The sequence below is a fragment of the Comamonas resistens genome, assembly GCF_030064165.1.
GTDB classification, from domain to species: Bacteria; Pseudomonadota; Gammaproteobacteria; order Burkholderiales; family Burkholderiaceae_C; genus Comamonas; species Comamonas resistens.
The window spans coordinates 970,482-993,343 of the sequence record NZ_CP125947.1 but is presented as its reverse complement, the minus strand read 5'-3'; the positions used below and the strand labels follow the sequence as shown (position 1 = coordinate 993,343).

General features: G+C 57.1%; 17 protein-coding genes, 1 tRNA gene and 3 pseudogenes. 14 read left to right on the top strand and 7 right to left on the bottom strand.

Annotated features, from left to right (window positions below):
* Positions 1-81 precede the first annotated feature (81 nt).
* Positions 82-1,825: pseudogene (locus tag QMY55_RS24815) on the top strand (FecR domain-containing protein).
* 116 nt (positions 1,826-1,941) lie between these two features.
* Complete coding sequence (locus QMY55_RS04520) at positions 1,942-4,302, top strand: CHASE2 and HATPase_c domain-containing protein (RefSeq protein ID WP_283487486.1); 2,361 nt, start codon at positions 1,942-1,944, stop codon at positions 4,300-4,302.
* A gap of 67 nt (positions 4,303-4,369) precedes the next feature.
* Here the strand turns inward: QMY55_RS04520 and QMY55_RS04515 are convergent.
* From QMY55_RS04515 to tetR(A), 4 genes are all read right to left on the bottom strand, one after another.
* Positions 4,370-4,446, bottom strand: a tRNA-Arg gene (locus QMY55_RS04515).
* A gap of 747 nt (positions 4,447-5,193) precedes the next feature.
* Positions 5,194-8,160, bottom strand: coding sequence for a Tn3 family transposase (locus QMY55_RS04510; RefSeq protein ID WP_031943241.1), 2,967 nt, complete (start codon positions 8,158-8,160; stop codon positions 5,194-5,196).
* Between the two features lie 2 nt (positions 8,161-8,162).
* A complete protein-coding gene (locus QMY55_RS04505; protein ID WP_029306731.1) occupies positions 8,163-8,720 on the bottom strand; it encodes a recombinase family protein in 558 nt (185 codons plus the stop codon).
* Positions 8,721-9,184: 464 nt separating this feature from the next.
* Positions 9,185-9,835 (bottom strand): tetracycline resistance transcriptional repressor TetR(A), encoded by a 651-nt coding sequence (tetR(A), locus tag QMY55_RS04495; protein WP_000164043.1) that lies wholly within the window; start codon positions 9,833-9,835, stop codon positions 9,185-9,187.
* Between the two features lie 106 nt (positions 9,836-9,941).
* Between tetR(A) and tet(A) the strand changes: the two genes are divergently transcribed.
* On the top strand, positions 9,942-11,141 hold the full coding sequence (gene tet(A) / locus QMY55_RS04490; RefSeq protein ID WP_000804064.1) for a tetracycline efflux MFS transporter Tet(A): 1,200 nt from the start codon (positions 9,942-9,944) through the stop codon (positions 11,139-11,141).
* Positions 11,142-11,172: 31 nt separating this feature from the next.
* On the opposite strand, the gene QMY55_RS04485 is transcribed toward tet(A), so the two are convergent.
* The gene (locus QMY55_RS04485) at positions 11,173-11,670 is read right to left on the bottom strand and encodes a DMT family transporter (protein ID WP_001196786.1); all 498 of its coding nucleotides are present in this window, start codon (positions 11,668-11,670) and stop codon (positions 11,173-11,175) included.
* 93 nt (positions 11,671-11,763) lie between these two features.
* Here QMY55_RS04485 and QMY55_RS04480 point away from each other — a divergent pair, with 93 nt between their 5' ends.
* The 4 genes from QMY55_RS04480 to QMY55_RS04465 all read left to right on the top strand — a co-directional run bounded on the left by QMY55_RS04480 (position 11,764) and on the right by QMY55_RS04465 (position 16,121).
* Positions 11,764-12,468: an IS6-like element IS26 family transposase gene (locus QMY55_RS04480; RefSeq protein WP_001067855.1), complete on the top strand. Its 705-nt coding sequence runs from the start codon at positions 11,764-11,766 to the stop codon at positions 12,466-12,468.
* A 449-nt stretch (positions 12,469-12,917) separates the two neighbouring features.
* Positions 12,918-14,393: an ABC-F type ribosomal protection protein Msr(E) gene (gene msr(E), locus QMY55_RS04475; protein ID WP_000052512.1), complete on the top strand. Its 1,476-nt coding sequence runs from the start codon at positions 12,918-12,920 to the stop codon at positions 14,391-14,393.
* 55 nt (positions 14,394-14,448) lie between these two features.
* The gene (locus QMY55_RS04470) at positions 14,449-15,333 is read left to right on the top strand and encodes an Mph(E) family macrolide 2'-phosphotransferase (protein ID WP_000155092.1); all 885 of its coding nucleotides are present in this window, start codon (positions 14,449-14,451) and stop codon (positions 15,331-15,333) included.
* 83 nt (positions 15,334-15,416) lie between these two features.
* Positions 15,417-16,121, top strand: coding sequence for an IS6-like element IS26 family transposase (locus QMY55_RS04465; protein ID WP_001067855.1), 705 nt, complete (start codon positions 15,417-15,419; stop codon positions 16,119-16,121).
* On the opposite strand, the gene QMY55_RS04460 is transcribed toward QMY55_RS04465, so the two are convergent.
* A complete protein-coding gene (locus QMY55_RS04460) occupies positions 16,012-16,971 on the bottom strand; it encodes a class 1 integron integrase IntI1 (protein WP_015057121.1) in 960 nt (319 codons plus the stop codon). The genes QMY55_RS04465 and QMY55_RS04460 overlap by 110 nt on opposite strands.
* A 175-nt stretch (positions 16,972-17,146) precedes the next feature.
* On the opposite strand from QMY55_RS04460, the gene arr reads away from it, so the two are divergent.
* From arr to QMY55_RS04430, 6 genes and pseudogenes are all read left to right on the top strand, one after another.
* A complete protein-coding gene (gene arr / locus QMY55_RS04455) occupies positions 17,147-17,599 on the top strand; it encodes an NAD(+)--rifampin ADP-ribosyltransferase (protein ID WP_137162084.1) in 453 nt (150 codons plus the stop codon).
* Positions 17,600-17,759: 160 nt separating this feature from the next.
* Positions 17,760-18,314 carry an aminoglycoside N-acetyltransferase AAC(6')-Ib4 gene (locus QMY55_RS04450; RefSeq protein WP_003159191.1) on the top strand — a complete coding sequence of 185 codons (555 nt, stop codon included), beginning with the start codon at positions 17,760-17,762 and terminating at the stop codon, positions 18,312-18,314.
* 168 nt (positions 18,315-18,482) lie between these two features.
* Complete coding sequence (locus QMY55_RS04445) at positions 18,483-18,830, top strand: quaternary ammonium compound efflux SMR transporter QacE delta 1 (RefSeq protein ID WP_000679427.1); 348 nt, start codon at positions 18,483-18,485, stop codon at positions 18,828-18,830.
* A complete protein-coding gene (gene folP, locus QMY55_RS04440; protein WP_283487484.1) occupies positions 18,824-19,795 on the top strand; it encodes a dihydropteroate synthase in 972 nt (323 codons plus the stop codon). The genes QMY55_RS04445 and folP overlap by 7 nt, the downstream gene beginning before the upstream one ends.
* 216 nt (positions 19,796-20,011) lie before the next feature.
* Positions 20,012-21,226, top strand: coding sequence for a chloramphenicol/florfenicol efflux MFS transporter FloR (floR, locus tag QMY55_RS04435; RefSeq protein WP_130027288.1), 1,215 nt, complete (start codon positions 20,012-20,014; stop codon positions 21,224-21,226).
* Positions 21,227-21,319: 93 nt separating this feature from the next.
* Positions 21,320-21,436: pseudogene (locus tag QMY55_RS04430) on the top strand (DUF3363 domain-containing protein); the annotation flags it as partial.
* On the opposite strand, the gene tetR(G) reads toward QMY55_RS04430, so the two are convergent.
* Entirely contained in the window at positions 21,433-22,059 is a 627-nt protein-coding gene (tetR(G), locus tag QMY55_RS04425; RefSeq protein WP_000163574.1) for a tetracycline resistance transcriptional repressor TetR(G), read from the bottom strand. The pseudogene QMY55_RS04430 and the gene tetR(G) sit on opposite strands and share 4 nt — an antisense overlap.
* Positions 22,060-22,162: 103 nt before the next feature.
* Between tetR(G) and QMY55_RS04420 the strand changes: the two are divergent.
* A pseudogene (locus QMY55_RS04420) lies at positions 22,163-22,813 on the top strand (MFS transporter); the annotation flags it as partial.
* Between the last annotated feature and the right edge of the window lie 49 nt (positions 22,814-22,862).

Sequence of the window (22,862 nt, the reverse complement as noted above, 5' to 3'; positions counted from 1 at the left end):
TAGCGCATACCCCATCTACGCCTTATGCCCATCTGCCTCCATGTTCAGCCGCCCCACAACTCCCGCAAGCCACTGTCTGGCATGCAGGTAGTACTGGCCTGTACCGGCGCCGCCGGTATGGCCCTGGCAGGCCAGGCAACGGCGCAGATTCGCCCTGCATCACCGAAGGGCGATGTGCTGGAGCACCGGGTCACGACAGGCGATACGCTGGAACAGCTGGCAGCACGCTACCTGGGCGACCACACCCGCTGGACAGCGCTGCAAAGCCATAACCGCGTACAGGACCCCCTGCGGCTGCGCCCGGGCTCCATGCTGGAGATCCCCACCAGGCTGCTGCGCGCCGCAGCGGCGTCGGTGGAGTTTGTACAGGGCGATGTGCGCAGCAGCCGTTCGCTCAACCACCTGGCCGACACCGAAGCCGCGGCTTCGCCCGCGGCAGACAGCCAGCCTGTGCAAAAAGGCCAGTTGCTGCAGGAAGGCGATTCGCTCAAGGTCCCGGCCAACGGCTTTGTCTCCGTACGTCTGGCTGATGGATCGCTGGTGCGCGTGCAGTCCGAGTCCGATGTGCAACTGCGCCAGATGCGCCGCAAGGGCCGCGCTGGCTCCTTACAGTCTGTGCTGGACCTGCGCGAGGGCGGCGTTGAAGCCTCTGTCACCCAACAGGCCCAGTCTGAGCGCGAGCGCCGTTTTGAGATCCGCACTCCGGCAGCATCCACCAGCGTACGCGGCACCCAGTTTCTGGTGCTGACCGATGCCCAGGGCCAGACAGCGGCCGCCGTGGACGAAGGCTCGGTGGCCGTGCAGTCCGGCCAGCCCTCCACCCTGCTCAAACCCGGCCAAGGCGTGGCAGTGTCTGCCGACGGCAAGCTGGGCAAAGCCACCAAGATGCTGCCCGCACCGGACATCGCTTCCTGGCCCGCTCTGGCCGAAGATGCCAGCTGGGTCAGCCTGCCTCTGCCGACCATGGCAGGCGCCGTGCGCTATCAGATCCAACTGGCTGAGCAAAAGGACGCCAAAAAGGACTTGAATCAGGTCGTGCGTGGCGGCATTTTCCAGCAATCGCCCGCCCGCCTGACCGGCGTCGCCGATGGCGACTACCTGGTCTCCATCCGTGCCATAGATGCCAACGGCATTCCCGGCGCACGCAGCACGCAGCACGCACAGCCTGCGTGTCAAGGCCACGCCCGTGCCGCCGTTGTATGAATCGCCCGAGCCCGATGCCGTGGTCGGCCTGAGTCAGCGCGGCCTGGAGTGCACCAAGGTCAATCAGGCATCGGCCTACCGCATTCAGGTCGCCCCGGCTGACAGCGACTTTGCCCAACCACTCATCGATGCCAATCTGCTGCAGGACTGCAGCCTGCCCGCTCAAACGCTGGCCCAACTGCCCGTGGGCGACTATCTGTGGCGGGCGGCCAGCATCCGCACGCTGGCCGATGGCAAGCTGGACCCTGGCCCCTTCGCCCCCGCACAGCGCATGAAACTGGCCGAAGCCCCACGCTCGCCCGAGCTGCAACTCGACGGCGCCGCCGGTGAAGGCAGCCGCAATATTCGTTGGGCCGGCGAGGAAGGACATCGCTATCACATCGTGGTCGCCCAGGATGCCGGCTTTGCGCAGCCCGTGGTCGACACCTGGCTGACCGAGCCGCAATGGGCCACCCAGGATCTCGCGCCCGGTCACTACTACCTGCAGATGCAGGTGGAAGACCGCAACGGCCTGCGCAGCAATTTCACACCCGCACGCCAGTTCCAGACGGGCAACTGGGTCACCACAGGTGACGGACAGACGCTGTCATCCGGCGATGGTGTACGCCTGATGCGTCAATAAAAATGTGAGCATCTAGCGCATGATGACTGCAGAACTTCATACGCTTTTCATCTCAACTCAATGCATGGCATGCGCAAGCAGCTATGCATTGATGAGCATATCGGCAGGCCCGCCTCATGCCTGAGGCCACGACCCGCAAACCGCAAAAGCTGCGCTACAGCTGGTTGCTGCTCAGCGCCTTCTTGCTGACCCTGGTCTATGTATTGAGTGGACCCAAGCAGCTCACGCGATTCAACGGCGCTCTGCAGGACACCTCGGCCTGGCTCCATCAGCGCCCGGCGTCTGCCGACATCGTCATCGTCGCCATCGACGACCACAGCATAGACGCCATAGGCCGCTGGCCCTGGCGCCGCGCTCTGCATGCGGCGGTGACTGACCGCATCACGGCAGGCCAGCCCCGCGCCATCGGCATGGACATTGTCTTCAGCGAAGAGGACCTGGACTACCCCGGCGACGACCTGCTGCTGCAGCGCGCCCTGCAAAAAAACGGCCGCACCGTGCTGCCCGTCAGCCGCAGTGCAGCGGGCAGGCTCAATGAGCCGCTGCCCAGCCTGCGCCAGGCTGCCGCCGCTGTCGGCCACACCCAGATGCCGGTGGATGCCGATGGCGTGGTGCGCCGCTTCAACGCCATCGAAGGCCCCAGGGACGCACTGCAGTGGCATATGGCGCTGAGCCTGCATTGCGTGGCCGAAACAGGCGCAGCCTGCATCGCACCGGCCTCTGCTTCTGCAGCCGATGCAGCAGATCATCAATGGTTGCAGCTGCAGCCTGAAATCCTGGCCTTCGCCGCACCGCAAAAAGAGCAGGAATCGCAAGGCAGCTCTCCCTTCACCACCTACTCGTATATCGATGTGCTGCGCGGCAATATTCCCGCCGCTGCTTTCCGTGGCAAATATGTGCTGATAGGCGCCACGGCAGCCGGGCTGGGAGAAAAATTCACGGCCCCCGTGGGCTTTGGCGCACGGCTGATCTCGAATGTGGAAATGCTGGGCCATGTGCTCAGCGGCATCCAGCTGCACCTGCATCTGGAACCTGCTTCCACTCCCTGGAACCGCGCTCTCAACCTGCTGCCCGTGCTGCTGGCCCTGCTGGGTCTGGCCTGGTTCGGCCCCTCCGGTGGTCTGCTGGCATGCGCAGGTCTGGCAGCGCTTGTCCTGCTGACTGCAGGCCTTGCGCCGCGCTGGGGACATATTCAAACCGAGCCGGCTGCGGCCTTGCTGGGACTAGCGCTGGCCTATCCGCTCTGGAGCTGGCTGCGCCTGCGCTCGGCCACCCATTTTCTGGCATTGGAGCTGCAAGACCTGCAAGGCCAGGGCCTGCCCATCAGCAACGCCAATGTGCTGACCGGCGATGTGCTGGATCAGCGCATCGCGGCGGTGGAACAAGCCTCACGCCAGCTGCGCTCTTTGCACCATTTCGTCAGTGAGAGCTTGCGTCAGCTGCCATCTGCCACCTTTGTCTGCGACCGCAACGGCCGGGTGCTGCTGGCCAATACCGCAGCCCATGCCTATGTCGCAAGCCTGGGAATCACGCTGCAAACAGGCGATGACCTGGTCAGCCTGCTGGCGAATCTAAGTAGCGCGGAACCGGCTGCATCACCCAGCGGCCAGCCAGCCAAGCGTACCTCGCTGCTGCAGCGATCCGAGATGCTGCAATCCAGCTTGCCCAGGCAAAGCGAAGGCAGAGATGCTCAGGGCCGCAATCTGATGCTGTTGAGCCAAGCTTTCGATGCACCGCCCAATTCAGGCTGGCTCATCACGCTGGTCGATATCAGCGAGCTGCGCAGCGCCCAGACCCAGCGCGACCAGGCCATGCAGTTCATCTCGCACGACATACGCGCCCCCATTGGCTCCATCATCACCTTGCTGGAAATGCAGCGCGGCAGCCAGGCACAGCAGGCTGACAAAGAACTGTTCACGCGCATCGAAGGCTATGCCCAGTCTTCCTTGCAGCTTGCAGACAACTTTGTCCATCTGGCCCGTGCACAGCAGCAGAGCTACCGCAGCGAGGAGCTGGACCTGGGTTTGCTGGCCGATCAAGCCGTCTCGGACAGCTGGACCGCTGCACAGAAGCAGCAGGTCAAGCTGGCATTCGAGCTCCCCGAAGCCGAAGCCATGGTGCGCGGCGACCCGGGCTTGCTCTACCGTGCCACCATCAACCTGCTGAGCAACGCCATCAAGTACGGCAAACCATCAGACACCAAAGCCACAGCCACAGCCACAGTGGAATGCAGCCTGATCGACAACGACGCCTTCTGGGGCCTTGCCGTGCGCGACCATGGCTCAGGCATGGATGCCGCGTCGCTGGCCCGCCTGAGCCAGCCGTTCGAGCGCCTGCAACAGCATCAGCGCATGGACGGAGTGGGTCTGGGCCTGGCCTTTGTGCGAACCGTCGCTGAGCGACATGGCGGCCAGCTGCAAATCCAGAGTGCGCCAGGTCAGGGCAGCACCTTCACCCTGCTGATTCCCAAGGCTTGAACACATCAAACCAGAGCCCTGGAAACGAAAAATCCCCAGAACCTTTCGATTCTGAGGATTGACGTTTTGGTGCGGCTGGCAGGAATCGAACCCACGACCCCTTGGTTCGTAGCCAAGTACTCTATCCAGCTGAGCTACAGCCGCAACAGGGTTGTATTCTAGCAGCGCAAGAACACGCTCCAGGCCAAATCCGGAATTTTTTCGCCATCAGCCCGAAAAAAAAGCCCGCTACGGTTTAGGTAGCAGGCTTTTCATGAATATTGGTAGGGCGTGGCGGACTTGAACCGACGACCAAAGGATTATGAGTTTCGGCAGGTTTGTGCTTGCCTAGGGAAGTGTACCGAAGTGCACCGAAACCTGCAGAAGCTAAAAGTATTTTAGTGACAGTAAGTTAGCGAAGTTTGATGGAGTTCGATAGAACTGGTGGGTGTACCGCTGGTGTACCGAGAAATCCCAGGTCAAAAGCCAAACAAGCTCTTCACAAGAGGGTTTGAATTTCCGGTAGAAGCTAAAAATTTGACCGCTTTCCACATCGACCAACAACTCTAGGATCCACACGCATGAAGCGCGAACCAACTCCTTGTTTTAGAGCGTACCTCCAACCAGGTCAACATCTGCCATTACCGGATTGGGCAGAAAACCTGCCCACCGCCTACGAGCGGGCACGTGAAGATTGGTGGATCCAACTTGATGATGCCAACCGCAAGCACTGGATAGCCCACTCAGGCGGGAGCGGGACGGTTACAGACGCTTGGGAAGCATTCCTAGCGAGCAAAGCACGCGGCCCTGTCTTTACATAGCCCCTCGGCGACTACTGCACTGGCACTGCAAATTCACGGCCTGATCACTGCACTTACAGGGGTCGCCTCAGAAAACGGAAAATAAAGCACGCTAAGCCGGTTGCAACGGTCGCAATGGCCTGAACTTGCCCGGGCCGATCTTGGCGCTGCTGCGCCAGAGGTAATCGCCGGTCAGGTTGATGTGCTCCCAGCCGAGCGGCGAAAGGTACTGCAACAGCCCGTCATCGACGGTCTGGCCATGGCCACGCAAGGCGTTCGCGGCCCGCTCCAGATAGACCGTATTCCACAACACTATGGCCGCCGTCACCAGGTTGAGGCCGGAAGCGCGATAGCGTTGCTGCTCGAAACTGCGGTCGCGGATTTCACCCAGGCGGTTGAAGAACACGGCGCGGGCCAGCGCGTTGCGTGCCTCGCCTTTGTTCAGCCCGGCATGCACGCGGCGGCGCAGCTCGACGCTTTGCAGCCAGTCCAGGATGAACAGGGTGCGCTCGATGCGTCCCAGCTCGCGCAGCGCCACGGCCAAGCCGTTCTGACGCGGGTAGCTGCCGAGTTTTCGGAGCATCAGCGAGGCCGTCACCGTGCCCTGCTTGATCGAGGTGGCCAGCCGCAGGATTTCGTCCCAATGGGCGCGGACGTGCTTGATATTGAGCGTGCCGCCGATCATCGGCTTGAGCGCCTCATAGGCGGCATCGCCCTTCGGGATGTAGAGCTTGGTGTCGCCCAGGTCGCGGATGCGCGGGGCGAAGCGGAAGCCCAGCAGGTGCATCAACGCAAAGACGTGATCGGTGAATCCGGCCGTGTCGGTGTAGTGTTCCTCGATGCGCAGGTCGGATTCGTGGTACAGCAGGCCGTCGAGCACGTAGGTCGAGTCGCGCACGCCGACGTTCACTACCTTGGTGTGGAACGGTGCGTACTGGTCGGAGATGTGGGTATAGAACGTCCGCCCTGGGCTGCTGCCGTATTTCGGGTTGATGTGGCCGGTGCTCTCGGCCTTGCTGCCAGTGCGGAAGTTCTGACCGTCCGACGATGACGTGGTGCCGTCGCCCCAGTGCTCGGCAAAGGGATGGCGGAACTGCGCGTTGACCAGCTCGGCCAGGGCCGCCCCGTAGGTTTCGTCGCGGATGTGCCAGGCTTGTAGCCAGGCCAGCTTGGCGTAGGTCGTGCCGGGGCAGGACTCGGCCATTTTGGTCAAGCCCAGGTTGATCGCGTCGGCCAGGATCGTGGTCAGCAGCAGATTCTTGTCCTTGGCCAGGTCGCCTGACTTCAGGTGCGCGAAGTGACGGGTAAAACCGGTCCATTCGTCCACCTCCAGCAGCAGTTCGGTGATCTTGACGTGCGGCAGAACCATCGCCGTCTGGTCGATCAACGCCTGCGCGGTGTCGGGCACCGCCGCATCGAGCGGCGTGATCTTCAGGCCCGACTCGGTGATGATGGCATCCGGCAGGTTATTGGCCGCTGCCATGCGGTTGACGGTGACAAGTTGCGTTTCCAGCAGTGTCAGCCGCTCATGCAGGTACTGGTCGCAGTCGGTGGCCACGGCCAGCGGCAATTCGCTGGCCAGCTTGAGGCTGGCGAATTTCGCGGGCGGCACCAGGTAGTCCTCGAAGTCCTTGAACTGGCGCGATCCCTGCACCCAGATGTCGCCCGAGCGCAGCGCGTTCTTGAGTTCCGATAGTGCGCACAGCTCGTAGTAGCGCCGGTCGATGCCGGCGTCGGTCATCACCAGCTTCTGCCAGCGCGGCTTAATGAAGTCGGTCGGCGCGTCGGCGGGCACCTTGCGGGCGTTGTCGCTGTTCATGCCGCGCAGCACCTCGATGGCGTCGAGTACGTCCTTGGCGGCGGGCGCGGCCCGCAGCTTGAGCACGGCAAGGAATTCCGGCGCGTAGCGGCGCAGCGTGGCGTAGCTCTCGCCGATGCGGTGCAGGAAATCGAAGTCCTCGGGTTGGGCGAGTTTCTGCGCCTCGGTGACGCTCTCGGCGAAGGCGTCCCAGGACATGACGGCCTCGATGGCGGCGAACGGATCGCGGCCAGCTTGCTTGGCTTCGATCAGGGCCTGGCCGATGCGCCCGAACAGCCGCACCTTGGCGTTGATCGCCTTGCCGGATGCCTGGAACTGCTGCTGATGCTTGTTCTTGGCGGCATTGAACAGCTTGCCCAGGATGCGGTCGTGCAGGTCGATGATTTCGTCGGTGACGGTGGCCATGCCCTCGATGGCGAGCGCCACCAGGGTCGCGGAGCGCCGTTGCGGCTCGAACTTGGCCAGGTCAGCGGGCGTCATCTGGCCGCCCTCGCGGGCGATCTTGAGCAGCCGGTTCTGGTGCACCGACCGTTCGATGCCGGAAGGCAGATCGAGCGCCTGCCACGCCTTGAGGCGTTCGATGTGTTCGAGCATGTGCCGCGAGTTCGGCTTGACCGGTGACTGGCGTAGCCAGGCCAGCCAGGTCGTCTTGCCGTTGTCCCGGCGCTTGAGCAAGTCGTCGAGACGGCGGCGATGTGCGTCCGACAGCGGTTCGGCCAAGGAATCGTAGATGCGCCGGTTGGCGCGGGTGATCGCCTCGGCGCTCGCCCGCTCGATAGCGTTGAGCGCGGGCAGAATGATCGACTGCCGCCGTAGATGTTCGACCAAGGCGCTGGCCAGCACAATACCCTTGTCGGTTTGCATGGCCAGCTCGGTCAGCGTGTGGACGGCCTGCCGGTAGTGGCTCATGGTGAAGGGCTGGAAGCCGAATACCGTTTGCAGTTCGACCAGATGCTCGCGCCGGGTCTGCTCCCGCTGCCCGTACTCGCCCCAGCTTTCAATGCCGACCTTGAGCTGGTCGGCGACCAGTTTCAGCAAGGGCGGAAACGGCGCCTCATCGACACCAAGAATGACGCCAGGAAAGCGCAGGTAGCAAAGCTGCACGGCGAAGCCCAGGCGGTTGGCCGGGCCGCGCCGCTGCCGGATGATGGCGAAGTCGGTATCGCTGAATGTGTAATGTCGGATCAGGTCGTCCTTGGTGTCCGGCAACGCCAACAGGCTTTCGCGCTCGGCGGCGGACAGGATCGATCGGCGGGGCATCGTCAGGCATCTTTCAGGTATTGGTACAGGGTTTCCCGACTGACGCCGAACTCACGGGCCAGCTTCGATTTCTGTTCGCCAGCCTCGGCGCGATGACGCAATTCGGAGGCGCGCTCAGGGGACAGTGCTTTCTTGCGTCCACGATACGCGCCCCGCTGCTTGGCCAACGCAATGCCCTCGCGTTGCCGCTCACGGATTAAGGCGCGCTCGAACTCGGCGAACGCGCCCATCACCGACAACATCAGATTCGCCATCGGCGAGTCCTCGCCGGTGAAGGTCAAGCACTCCTTGACGAATTCGATCCGTACCCCGCGCTTGGTGAGCGTCTGCACCATACGGCGTAGGTCATCGAGGTTGCGCGCCAGACGATCCATGCTATGCACCACCACCGTGTCGCCCTCGCGGGCGAAGGCCAGCAGGGCTTCCAGTTCTGGGCGCTGGATGTCCTTGCCCGATGCCTTGTCGGTGAACACCTTGTCCACCTGTGTCTGCTCAAGCTGGCGTTCCGGGTTCTGATCGAAGCTGCTGACCCGGACGTACCCGATCCGTTGTCCCTTCAAGATGCTCTCCCGTGCAAAATGTCAGAAAAGAATCTATGACCCTTTGTTGATCGTGTCAACAAATATCAAAACTCACTCTATCCTGACGGATTTCGGGAGCAATCATTGACGCCAGATTAGGGTATACTTCAACTGGACACCATTCCAGAAAGACCAAGCATGGCATGGCCTGCCGCTGTCTTACCGTGCTTTATTTCCCGTTTTCTCTATCGACCCCCGCGAGCGCCAGGCGCACGAGGCCGGCGCGCGGACCCGCGCCACGGCCCACGAGCGGACGCCGCAGCAGGAGCGCCAGAAGGCCGCCAGAGAGGCCGAGCGCGGCCGTGAGGCTTGGACGCTAGGGCAGGGCATGAAAAAGCCCGTAGCGGGCTGCTACGGGCGTCTGACGCGGTGGAAAGGGGGAGGGGATGTTGTCTACATGGCTCTGCTGTAGTGAGTGGGTTGCGCTCCGGCAGCGGTCCTGATCAATCGTCACCCTTTCTCGGTCCTTCAACGTTCCTGACAACGAGCCTCCTTTTCGCCAATCCATCGACAATCACCGCGAGTCCCTGCTCGAACGCTGCGTCCGGACCGGCTTCGTCGAAGGCGTCTATCGCGGCCCGCAACAGCGGCGAGAGCGGAGCCTGTTCAACGGTGCCGCCGCGCTCGCCGGCATCGCTGTCGCCGGCCTGCTCCTCAAGCACGGCCCCAACAGTGAAGTAGCTGATTGTCATCAGCGCATTGACGGCGTCCCCGGCCGAAAAACCCGCCTCGCAGAGGAAGCGAAGCTGCGCGTCGGCCGTTTCCATCTGCGGTGCGCCCGGTCGCGTGCCGGCATGGATGCGCGCGCCATCGCGGTAGGCGAGCAGCGCCTGCCTGAAGCTGCGGGCATTCCCGATCAGAAATGAGCGCCAGTCGTCGTCGGCTCTCGGCACCGAATGCGTATGATTCTCCGCCAGCATGGCTTCGGCCAGTGCGTCGAGCAGCGCCCGCTTGTTCCTGAAGTGCCAGTAAAGCGCCGGCTGCTGAACCCCCAACCGTTCCGCCAGTTTGCGTGTCGTCAGACCGTCTACGCCGACCTCGTTCAACAGGTCCAGGGCGGCACGGATCACTGTATTCGGCTGCAACTTTGTCATGCTTGACACTTTATCACTGATAAACAATAATATGTCCACCAACTTATCAGTGATAAAGAATCCGCGCGTTCAATCGGACCAGCGGAGGCTGGTCCGGAGGCCAGACGTGAAACCCAACAGACCCCTGATCGTAATTCTGAGCACTGTCGCGCTCGACGCTGTCGGCATCGGCCTGATTATGCCGGTGCTGCCGGGCCTCCTGCGCGATCTGGTTCACTCGAACGACGTCACCGCCCACTATGGCATTCTGCTGGCGCTGTATGCGTTGATGCAATTTGCCTGCGCACCTGTGCTGGGCGCGCTGTCGGATCGTTTCGGGCGGCGGCCGGTCTTGCTCGTCTCGCTGGCCGGCGCTGCTGTCGACTACGCCATCATGGCGACGGCGCCTTTCCTTTGGGTTCTCTATATCGGGCGGATCGTGGCCGGCATCACCGGGGCGACTGGGGCGGTAGCCGGCGCTTATATTGCCGATATCACTGATGGCGATGAGCGCGCGCGGCACTTCGGCTTCATGAGCGCCTGTTTCGGGTTCGGGATGGTCGCGGGACCTGTGCTCGGTGGGCTGATGGGCGGTTTCTCCCCCCACGCTCCGTTCTTCGCCGCGGCAGCCTTGAACGGCCTCAATTTCCTGACGGGCTGTTTCCTTTTGCCGGAGTCGCACAAAGGCGAACGCCGGCCGTTACGCCGGGAGGCTCTCAACCCGCTCGCTTCGTTCCGGTGGGCCCGGGGCATGACCGTCGTCGCCGCCCTGATGGCGGTCTTCTTCATCATGCAACTTGTCGGACAGGTGCCGGCCGCGCTTTGGGTCATTTTCGGCGAGGATCGCTTTCACTGGGACGCGACCACGATCGGCATTTCGCTTGCCGCATTTGGCATTCTGCATTCACTCGCCCAGGCAATGATCACCGGCCCTGTAGCCGCCCGGCTCGGCGAAAGGCGGGCACTCATGCTCGGAATGATTGCCGACGGCACAGGCTACATCCTGCTTGCCTTCGCGACACGGGGATGGATGGCGTTCCCGATCATGGTCCTGCTTGCTTCGGGTGGCATCGGAATGCCGGCGCTGCAAGCAATGTTGTCCAGGCAGGTGGATGAGGAACGTCAGGGGCAGCTGCAAGGCTCACTGGCGGCGCTCACCAGCCTGACCTCGATCGTCGGACCCCTCCTCTTCACGGCGATCTATGCGGCTTCTATAACAACGTGGAACGGGTGGGCATGGATTGCAGGCGCTGCCCTCTACTTGCTCTGCCTGCCGGCGCTGCGTCGCGGGCTTTGGAGCGGCGCAGGGCAACGAGCCGATCGCTGATCGTGGAAACGATAGGCCTATGCCATGCGGGTCAAGGCGACTTCCGGCAAGCTATACGCGCCCTAGGAGTGCGGTTGGAACGTTGGCCCAGCCAGATACTCCCGATCACGAGCAGGACGCCGATGATTTGAAGCGCACTCAGCGTCTGATCCAAGAACAACCATCCTAGCAACACGGCGGTCCCCGGGCTGAGAAAGCCCAGTAAGGAAACAACTGTAGGTTCGAGTCGCGAGATCCCCCGGAACCAAAGGAAGTAGGTTAAACCCGCTCCGATCAGGCCGAGCCACGCCAGGCCGAGAACATTGGTTCCTGTAGGCATCGGGATTGGCGGATCAAACACTAAAGCTACTGGAACGAGCAGAAGTCCTCCGGCCGCCAGTTGCCAGGCGGTAAAGGTGAGCAGAGGCACGGGAGGTTGCCACTTGCGGGTCAGCACGGTTCCGAACGCCATGGAAACCGCCCCCGCCAGGCCCGCTGCGACGCCGACAGGATCTAGCGCTGCGTTTGGTGTCAACACCAACAGCGCCACGCCCGCAGTTCCGCAAATAGCCCCCAGGACGGCACTGTTGCAAATAGTCGGTGGTGATAAACTTATCATCCCCTTTTGCTGATGGAGCTGCACATGAACCCATTCAAAGGCCGGCATTTTCAGCGTGACATCATTCTGTGGGCCGTACGCTGGTACTGCAAATACGGCATCAGTTACCGTGAGCTGCAGGAGATGCTGGCTGAACGCGGAGTGAATGTCGATCACTCCACGATTTACCGCTGGGTTCAGCGTTATGCGCCTGAAATGGAAAAACGGCTGCGCTGGTACTGGCGTAACCCTTCCGATCTTTGCCCGTGGCACATGGATGAAACCTACGTGAAGGTCAATGGCCGCTGGGCGTATCTGTACCGGGCCGTCGACAGCCGGGGCCGCACTGTCGATTTTTATCTCTCCTCCCGTCGTAACAGCAAAGCTGCATACCGGTTTCTGGGTAAAATCCTCAACAACGTGAAGAAGTGGCAGATCCCGCGATTCATCAACACGGATAAAGCGCCCGCCTATGGTCGCGCGCTTGCTCTGCTCAAACGCGAAGGCCGGTGCCCGTCTGACGTTGAACACCGACAGATTAAGTACCGGAACAACGTGATTGAATGCGATCATGGCAAACTGAAACGGATAATCGGCGCCACGCTGGGATTTAAATCCATGAAGACGGCTTACGCCACCATCAAAGGTATTGAGGTGATGCGTGCACTACGCAAAGGCCAGGCCTCAGCATTTTATTATGGTGATCCCCTGGGCGAAATGCGCCTGGTAAGCAGAGTTTTTGAAATGTAAGGCCTTTGAATAAGACAAAAGGCTGCCTCATCGCTAACTTTGCAACAGTGCCTAAAATAAGCCTTATATCCAAGCATAAAACAAGGTTGTCTAGACTTCTTTTAACAGTAAAGTTATCATAAAACTGAATTTTATTTTTTAGGTAAGTTTATGCATTCTATCCGCATTCGTTAAGACACAACTATTTGCATAGTGACACTATTTTATAATGGTGGGCTTTTGTTGTGTCTTTAAGAATATATGCGGATATATAAAGTAAAAGTATGCTTAATTTATAAGTATGCTTTTAGTGCATAGTTTCCAGTTATAACTTAATTGACTAGCTATTTGTCCACCCTGTGGATGAATAGCTTTTTTTTTGGGAGGACACTGTGATGCTAGCTTTTGTTTTCACCTAAATCCTGTTTGCTGCATAAAAAATTTCAAGAGCTAAACAGGAGTAAATAAAAATGAGTTTAATTATTAAAGCGAGAAACATACGCTTGGATTATGCTGGGCGTGATGTTTTGGATATTGATGAATTGGAAATTCACTCTTATGACCGTATTGGTCTTGTGGGTGATAACGGAGCAGGAAAGAGTAGTTTACTCAAAGTACTTAATGGCGAAATTGTTTTAGCCGAAGCGACATTACAGCGTTTTGGTGATTTTGCACATATCAGCCAACTGGGCGGAATCGAAATAGAAACGGTCGAAGACCGGGCAATGTTATCTCGCCTTGGTGTTTCCAATGTACAAAACGACACAATGAGTGGCGGAGAGGAAACTCGTGCAAAAATTGCTGCCGCATTTTCCCAACAAGTACATGGCATTCTAGCGGATGAACCAACCAGCCACCTTGATCTCAATGGAATAGATCTACTTATTGGTCAACTTAAAGCATTTGATGGAGCATTACTTGTTATCAGTCATGACCGATATTTTCTTGATATGGTTGTAGACAAGATATGGGAGTTAAAAGACGGTAAAATTACGGAATATTGGGGTGGTTACTCGGATTACTTGCGTCAAAAAGAAGAAGAGCGACAACACCAAGCCGTAGAATATGAGCTGATGATGAAGGAACGGGAGCGATTAGAATCTGCTGTGCAAGAAAAACGCCAGCAAGCTAATCGATTAGACAATAAGAAAAAAGGAGAAAAATCCAAAAACTCTACCGAAAGTGCTGGACGACTTGGGCATGCAAAAATGACTGGCACCAAGCAAAGAAAACTGTATCAGGCAGCTAAGAGTATGGAAAAGCGTTTGGCTGCATTAGAAGATATTCAAGCACCAGAGCATTTGCGTTCTATTCGTTTTCGTCAAAGTTCAGCCCTAGAACTGCACAATAAGTTCCCGATTACGGCAGATGGTCTGAGCTTAAAATTTGGTAGCCGTACTATCTTTGATGACGCTAACTTTATAATACCGCTTGGCGCTAAAGTCGCTATAACTGGATCGAATGGAACAGGGAAAACGTCCTTGTTAAAAATGATATCAGAACGTGCTGATGGATTAACCATATCTCCAAAAGCTGAAATTGGCTACTTTACACAAACAGGATATAAATTTAACACGCATAAATCTGTGCTCTCCTTTATGCAGGAAGAGTGCGAGTACACAGTTGCGGAAATTCGTGCAGTATTGGCTTCAATGGGGATCGGAGCGAATGATATTCAAAAAAACTTATCCGACTTATCGGGAGGTGAAATCATCAAACTGCTTTTATCCAAAATGCTTTTAGGAAAATATAATATTTTGCTTATGGATGAACCAGGAAACTATCTTGACCTAAAAAGTATTGCCGCATTAGAAACAATGATGAAGTCCTATGCAGGAACTATTATCTTCGTATCTCATGACAAGCAATTGGTCGATAATATTGCTGACATTATCTACGAGATCAAAGACCACAAAATCATCAAGACTTTTGAGAGAGATTGTTAATGATAGCCAATCTAATCCGAACATTAATTATTGAACTCTTTAAAGGAAATTAAAAATGACAATTCAAGATATTCAATCACTTGCTGAAGCACACGGCTTGTTGCTTACGGACAAAATGAATTTCAATGAAATGGGCATTGATTTTAAGGTCGTTTTTGCTCTTGATACAAAGGGGCAACAATGGTTGCTGCGTATTCCTCGTCGTGATGGCATGAGGGAACAAATCAAGAAAGAAAAACGCATTTTAGAATTGGTAAAAAAACATCTTTCTGTAGAGGTTCCTGATTGGAGAATTTCATCTACAGAATTAGTGGCTTATCCCATACTTAAAGATAATCCTGTTTTAAATTTGGATGCTGAAACCTATGAAATAATTTGGAATATGGACAAAGATAGCCCGAAATACATAACATCTTTGGCAAAAACCTTATTTGAAATCCATAGTATTCCTGAAAAAGAAGTTCGGGAAAATGATTTGAAAATTATGAAACCTTCAGATTTAAGACCTGAAATAGCAAACAATTTGCAGTTAGTAAAATCTGAAATTGGTATAAGTGAGCAATTGGAAACCCGCTACAGAAAATGGTTGGATAATGATGTTCTATGGGCAGATTTCACCCAATTTATACATGGCGATTTATATGCTGGGCATGTACTAGCTTCAAAGGATGGAGCTGTTTCAGGCGTTATTGATTGGTCAACAGCCCATATAGATGACCCAGCGATTGATTTTGCTGGGCATGTAACTTTGTTTGGAGAAGAAAGCCTCAAAACTCTAATCATCGAGTATGAAAAACTAGGGGGTAAAGTTTGGAATAAACTATATGAACAGACTTTAGAAAGAGCAGCGGCCTCTCCTTTGATGTATGGTTTATTTGCCTTAGAAACTCAAAATGAAAGCCTTATCGTTGGAGCAAAAGCTCAGTTGGGAGTTATATAATTTAAAAATATGATTGCTGAGGCACTGTTGCAAATAGTCGGTGGTGATAAACTTATCATCCCCTTTTGCTGATGGAGCTGCACATGAACCCATTCAAAGGCCGGCATTTTCAGCGTGACATCATTCTGTGGGCCGTACGCTGGTACTGCAAATACGGCATCAGTTACCGTGAGCTGCAGGAGATGCTGGCTGAACGCGGAGTGAATGTCGATCACTCCACGATTTACCGCTGGGTTCAGCGTTATGCGCCTGAAATGGAAAAACGGCTGCGCTGGTACTGGCGTAACCCTTCCGATCTTTGCCCGTGGCACATGGATGAAACCTACGTGAAGGTCAATGGCCGCTGGGCGTATCTGTACCGGGCCGTCGACAGCCGGGGCCGCACTGTCGATTTTTATCTCTCCTCCCGTCGTAACAGCAAAGCTGCATACCGGTTTCTGGGTAAAATCCTCAACAACGTGAAGAAGTGGCAGATCCCGCGATTCATCAACACGGATAAAGCGCCCGCCTATGGTCGCGCGCTTGCTCTGCTCAAACGCGAAGGCCGGTGCCCGTCTGACGTTGAACACCGACAGATTAAGTACCGGAACAACGTGATTGAATGCGATCATGGCAAACTGAAACGGATAATCGGCGCCACGCTGGGATTTAAATCCATGAAGACGGCTTACGCCACCATCAAAGGTATTGAGGTGATGCGTGCACTACGCAAAGGCCAGGCCTCAGCATTTTATTATGGTGATCCCCTGGGCGAAATGCGCCTGGTAAGCAGAGTTTTTGAAATGTAAGGCCTTTGAATAAGACAAAAGGCTGCCTCATCGCTAACTTTGCAACAGTGCCTTCTACGGCACGTTTGAAGGCGCGCTGAAAGGTCTGGTCATACATGTGATGGCGACGCACGACACCGCTCCGTGGATCGGTCGAATGCGTGTGCTGCGCAAAAACCCAGAACCACGGCCAGGAATGCCCGGCGCGCGGATACTTCCGCTCAAGGGCGTCGGGAAGCGCAACGCCGCTGCGGCCCTCGGCCTGGTCCTTCAGCCACCATGCCCGTGCACGCGACAGCTGCTCGCGCAGGCTGGGTGCCAAGCTCTCGGGTAACATCAAGGCCCGATCCTTGGAGCCCTTGCCCTCCCGCACGATGATCGTGCCGTGATCGAAATCCAGATCCTTGACCCGCAGTTGCAAACCCTCACTGATCCGCATGCCCGTTCCATACAGAAGCTGGGCGAACAAACGATGCTCGCCTTCCAGAAAACCGAGGATGCGAACCACTTCATCCGGGGTCAGCACCACCGGCAAGCGCCGCGACGGCCGAGGTCTTCCGATCTCCTGAAGCCAGGGCAGATCCGTGCACAGCACCTTGCCGTAGAAGAACAGCAAGGCCGCCAATGCCTGACGATGCGTGGAGACCGAAACCTTGCGCTCGTTCGCCAGCCAGGACAGAAATGCCTCGACTTCGCTGCTGCCCAAGGTTGCCGGGTGACGCACACCGTGGAAACGGATGAAGGCACGAACCCAGTGGACATAAGCCTGTTCGGTTCGTAAGCTGTAATGCAAGTAGCGTATGCGCTCACGCAACTGGTCCAGAACCTTGACCGAACGCAGCGGTGGTAACGGCGCAGTGGCGGTTTTCATGGCTTGTTATGACTGTTTTTTTGTACAGTCTATGCCTCGGGCATCCAAGCAGCAAGCGCGTTACGCCGTGGGTCGATGTTTGATGTTATGGAGCAGCAACGATGTTACGCAGCAGGGCAGTCGCCCTAAAACAAAGTTAGGCTGTCAAACCTTTTCCCAACCTTCGGAGTGAAGAATGATTAAAGATTGGATTCCAACCACACATGAAAATTGTAAAAATATGCAGGGACCGTTTTATCATGGTACCAAAGCTAAATTATCGGTAGGTGAACTCCTAACAACTGGGTTCAACACTCATTTTGAAGAGGGTCGCACACTCAAGCACGTTTATTTTTCAGCTATGCTTGAGCCAGCAATTTGGGGGGCTGAACTCGCTGTTTCACTGTCTGGTCTAGATGGCCGGGGATACATATACTTAGTTGAACCAACTGGACCTTTCGAGGATGACCCGAATCTTACCAATAAAAAATTTCCAGGAAATCCAACAATGTCCTATCGAACTTCTGAGCCTCTCCAGATTGTGGGGGTCGTTGAAGAGTGGGAGGGACACTCCGCTGAAGCCCTGAAAGCGATGCTGGATTCCTTGGAGAATCTAAAGCGCAATGGACTTCATGTCATATATGATTAAGCGGAGCCTGCCTAACAAATCGTTCCAGCAGCGTGCGCTTCGCGCACTCGACAGCCTGTAAGTTGCCTTTTTGTGGTTTTGCTACGCAAAAGTATTCCACAAAAAACCAACTTACAGCCTGCGGCTGAACTCGGCGTTAGGCATCACAAAGTACAGCATCGTGACCAACAGCAACGATTCCGTCACACTGCGCCTCATGACTGAGCATGACCTTGCGATGCTCTATGAGTGGCTAAATCGATCTCATATCGTCGAGTGGTGGGGCGGAGAAGAAGCACGCCCGACACTTGCTGACGTACAGGAACAGTACTTGCCAAGCGTTTTAGCGCAAGAGTCCGTCACTCCATACATTGCAATGCTGAATGGAGAGCCGATTGGGTATGCCCAGTCGTACGTTGCTCTTGGAAGCGGGGACGGATGGTGGGAAGAAGAAACCGATCCAGGAGTACGCGGAATAGACCAGTCACTGGCGAATGCATCACAACTGGGCAAAGGCTTGGGAACCAAGCTGGTTCGAGCACTGGTTGAGTTGCTGTTCAATGATCCCGAGGTCACCAAGATCCAAACGGACCCGTCGCCGAGCAACTTGCGAGCGATCCGATGCTACGAGAAAGCGGGGTTTGAGAGGCAAGGTACCGTAACCACCCCAGATGGTCCAGCCGTGTACATGGTTCAAACACGCCAGGCATTCGAGCGAACACGCAGTGATGCCTAACCCTTCCATCGAGGGGGACGTCCAAGGGCTGGCGCCCTTGGCCGCCCCTCATGTCAAACGTTAGATGCACTAAGCACATAATTGCTCACAGCCAAACTATCAGGTCAAGTCTGCTTTTATTATTTTTAAGCGTGCATAATAAGCCCTACACAAATTGGGAGATATATCATGAAAGGCTGGCTTTTTCTTGTTATCGCAATAGTTGGCGAAGTAATCGCAACATCCGCATTAAAATCTAGCGAGGGCTTTACTAAGCTTGCCCCTTCCGCCGTTGTCATAATCGGTTATGGCATCGCATTTTATTTTCTTTCTCTGGTTCTGAAATCCATCCCTGTCGGTGTTGCTTATGCAGTCTGGTCGGGACTCGGCGTCGTCATAATTACAGCCATTGCCTGGTTGCTTCATGGGCAAAAGCTTGATGCGTGGGGCTTTGTAGGTATGGGGCTCATAATTGCTGCCTTTTTGCTCGCCCGATCCCCATCGTGGAAGTCGCTGCGGAGGCCGACGCCATGGTGACGGTGTTCGGCATTCTGAATCTCACCGAGGACTCCTTCTTCGATGAGAGCCGGCGGCTAGACCCCGCCGGCGCTGTCACCGCGGCGATCGAAATGCTGCGAGTCGGATCAGACGTCGTGGATGTCGGACCGGCCGCCAGCCATCCGGACGCGAGGCCTGTATCGCCGGCCGATGAGATCAGACGTATTGCGCCGCTCTTAGACGCCCTGTCCGATCAGATGCACCGTGTTTCAATCGACAGCTTCCAACCGGAAACCCAGCGCTATGCGCTCAAGCGCGGCGTGGGCTACCTGAACGATATCCAAGGATTTCCTGACCCTGCGCTCTATCCCGATATTGCTGAGGCGGACTGCAGGCTGGTGGTTATGCACTCAGCGCAGCGGGATGGCATCGCCACCCGCACCGGTCACCTTCGACCCGAAGACGCGCTCGACGAGATTGTGCGGTTCTTCGAGGCGCGGGTTTCCGCCTTGCGACGGAGCGGGGTCGCTGCCGACCGGCTCATCCTCGATCCGGGGATGGACCGGCGGCTGATCCACGGCGAGACGGCCGACCTTGCGCCAACCGGCTTCGGGCAACAAGTCCGCGAAGCCATGGACCAGCGCCGCGAGCACCATATCGAACAGGGCGACGCCACCCGCAGCCGGGACAGCCGCGTCTTCTACCGGCGCAACCTTCTCGCCATCCTGCGGGAGCGCGAGGTAGCCGGCGTCGGATCGGATATGGCTTTGAGTAAGGGCCTGCCGTTCCGCGCCGCCACGGACGGCGAGAGCGTCAGCGGCAAGTTTACCGGAACCGTGCATCTATCGAGCGGCAAGTTCGCCGTGGTCGAGAAATCCCATGAGTTCACCCTTGTCCCGTGGCGGCCGATCATCGACCGCCAACTCGGCCGCGAGGTTATGGGCATCGTGCAGGGCGGGTCGGTGTCGTGGCAGTTAGGGCGGCAGAGGGGGCTGGAACGCTGAGTGCGCCCATGCCGCATTGCGAAGCAAAAGATAATCGGATAAAATGTAGCAATTCATATTCGTAAGCGTGGAGTAATCAGATGGGAAATTCCAAGTCAGCAGACAAGTAAGCCGCAACAACCAGTATTGTTGTTGCGGCGCTCTGTAAGGCTAGTCTCATCTGATTGCTGACGAGCAGACGTCGCCCGGTATTCCTTAATCGAGGGTTGATTCGTCATGACCACCACACGCCCCGCGTGGGCCTATACGCTGCCGGCAGCACTGCTGCTGATGGCTCCTTTCGACATCCTCGCTTCACTGGCGATGGATATTTATCTCCCTGTCGTTCCAGCGATGCCCGGCATCCTGAACACGACGCCCGCTATGATCCAACTCACGTTGAGCCTCTATATGGTGATGCTCGGCGTGGGCCAGGTGATTTTTGGTCCGCTCTCAGACAGAATCGGGCGACGGCCAATTCTACTTGCGGGCGCAACGGCTTTCGTCATTGCGTCTCTGGGAGCAGCTTGGTCTTCAACTGCACCGGCCTTTGTCGCTTTCCGTCTACTTCAAGCAGTGGGCGCGTCGGCCATGCTGGTGGCGACGTTCGCGACGGTTCGCGACGTTTATGCCAACCGTCCTGAGGGTGTCGTCATCTACGGCCTTTTCAGTTCGATGCTGGCGTTCGTGCCTGCGCTCGGCCCTATCGCCGGAGTATTGATCGGCGAGTTCTTGGGATGGCAGGCGATATTCATTACTTTGGCTATACTGGCGATGCTCGCACTCCTAAATGCGGGTTTCAGGTGGCACGAAACCCGCCCTCTGGATCAAGTCAAGACGCGCCGATCTGTCTTGCCGATCTTCGCGAGTCCGGCTTTTTGGGTTTACACTGTCGGCTTTAGCGCCGGTATGGGCACCTACTTCGTCTTCTTCTCGACGGCTCCCCGTGTGCTCATAGGCCAAGCGGAATATTCCGAGATCGGATTCAGCTTTGCCTTCGCCACTGTCGCGCTTGTAATGATCGTGACAACCCGTTTCGCGAAGTCCTTTGTCGCCAGATGGGGCATCGCAGGATGCGTGGCGCGTGGGATGGCGTTGCTTGTTTGCGGAGCGGTCCTGTTGGGGATCGGCGAACTTTACGGCTCGCCGTCATTCCTCACCTTCATCCTACCGATGTGGGTTGTCGCGGTCGGTATTGTCTTCACGGTGTCCGTTACCGCGAACGGCGCTTTGGCAGAGTTCGACGACATCGCTGGATCAGCGGTTGCGTTCTACTTCTGCATCCAAAGCCTGATAGTCAGTATCGTCGGGACATTGGCGGTGACGCTGTTAAACGGCGATACAGCGTGGCCCGTGATTTGTTACGCCACGGCAATGGCAGTGCTGGTGTCGTTGGGGCTGGCGCTCCTTCGATCCCGTGATGCTGCCACCGAGAAGTCGCCAGTCGTCTAGCCGACGACTGGAAGCAAGCCCGCTCCGATGCGGCGCAATAATCTTCGAAACCTCGTGAATGGCGGTATCCTGTCTGGCAAGATACCGCTCATTTCCCTTGTCCCGTGGCGGCCGGTCATCGACCGCCAGCTCGGCCGTGAGGTCATGGGCATCGTGCAAAGCGGATCGGTGTCGTGGCAGTTGGGGCGGCAAAGGGGCATAAGCCTCTAATCTGTTGTAGATGAACGCAGCCGCTCGAAACCAGCGATGAGGCTGTCGAGTCCGAAGTTGAACGCAGCATCCATGCCGTCTGTTTCCAACTCGTGAAACAGATCGTGCAGGAAGGACGACGGTGCTTGCTCGGACACATCTGGCCTGTCCGGAACTCTCTCATCGGCATCAGATGCCTGCTGCTCGAGAACGGAACCGACCACATAGTGACTGACCGCCCGGAGCGCCCAAACGGCGCGCTTCGGACAAAAGCCCTCCGCGCAGAGAAAGCGTATTTGCGTCTCGGCGGTGCCAAAATTCGGTTCTGTCGGTCGAGTGCCGGCATGGATACGCGCGCCGTCCCGATAAGAGAGCAACGCCGTTCTGAAGCTCAGGGCATTCTCTTTCAGGAACACCCGCCAGTCCTCATTCTCTTCGGGTAGCGAGCGGGTATGGCGTTCCGCCAGCATCGCCTCGGCGAGCGCATCAAGCAGCGCTCGCTTGTTCTGGAAATGCCAGTAAAGCGCAGGCTGCTGAACCTTGAGGCGTTCAGCGAGCTTCCGCGTCGTCAGGCTGTCCATGCCAACCTCGTTCAACAGCTCTAGCGCCGCCGCGATCACGGTGCCCTTGTCCAGTTTGGTCATTCACGTTCCTTCGCCAGTGCTTGACAATTTATCACCGATAAGTTATATTTCCATCTCCTTATCGTTGATAAAGTCGCTCCATTGAGCGGCGCTGGAGTTTCAGGTGCGCAGCTCTGCCATCATTGCCCTGCTGATCGTGGGTCTTGACGCCATGGGTCTCGGCCTCATCATGCCCGTCCTTCCGACGCTTCTGCGTGAGCTTGTGCCAGCAGAGCAGGTCGCTGGACACTATGGTGCCTTGCTGTCGCTCTATGCATTGATGCAGGTCGTCTTCGCGCCCATGCTTGGACAGCTTTCGGATTCTTACGGTCGGCGTCCGGTACTTCTGGCTTCTCTTGCAGGAGCCGCAGTCGATTACACGATTATGGCATCAGCGCCGGTCTTATGGGTGCTCTATATCGGCCGACTCGTGTCCGGCGTCACGGGCGCAACCGGAGCTGTAGCAGCCTCAACCATTGCCGATTCGACGGGGGAAGGTTCTCGCGCACGCTGGTTCGGCTACATGGGGGCCTGTTATGGGGCGGGCATGATTGCCGGGCCAGCACTTGGTGGCATGCTCGGTGGTATCTCTGCTCATGCCCCGTTTATCGCCGCCGCCCTTCTCAACGGGTTCGCGTTCCTGCTTGCCTGCATTTTCCTCAAGGAGACTCATCACAGCCATGGCGGGACCGGAAAGCCGGTTCGCATCAAACCATTCGTTCTGTTACGGCTGGATGATGCATTGCGCGGGCTAGGTGCGCTTTTCGCAGTTTTCTTAAATGATAGACTCGCTTCCCCACCGGGAAAGTCGGCGCCTTTCCCCA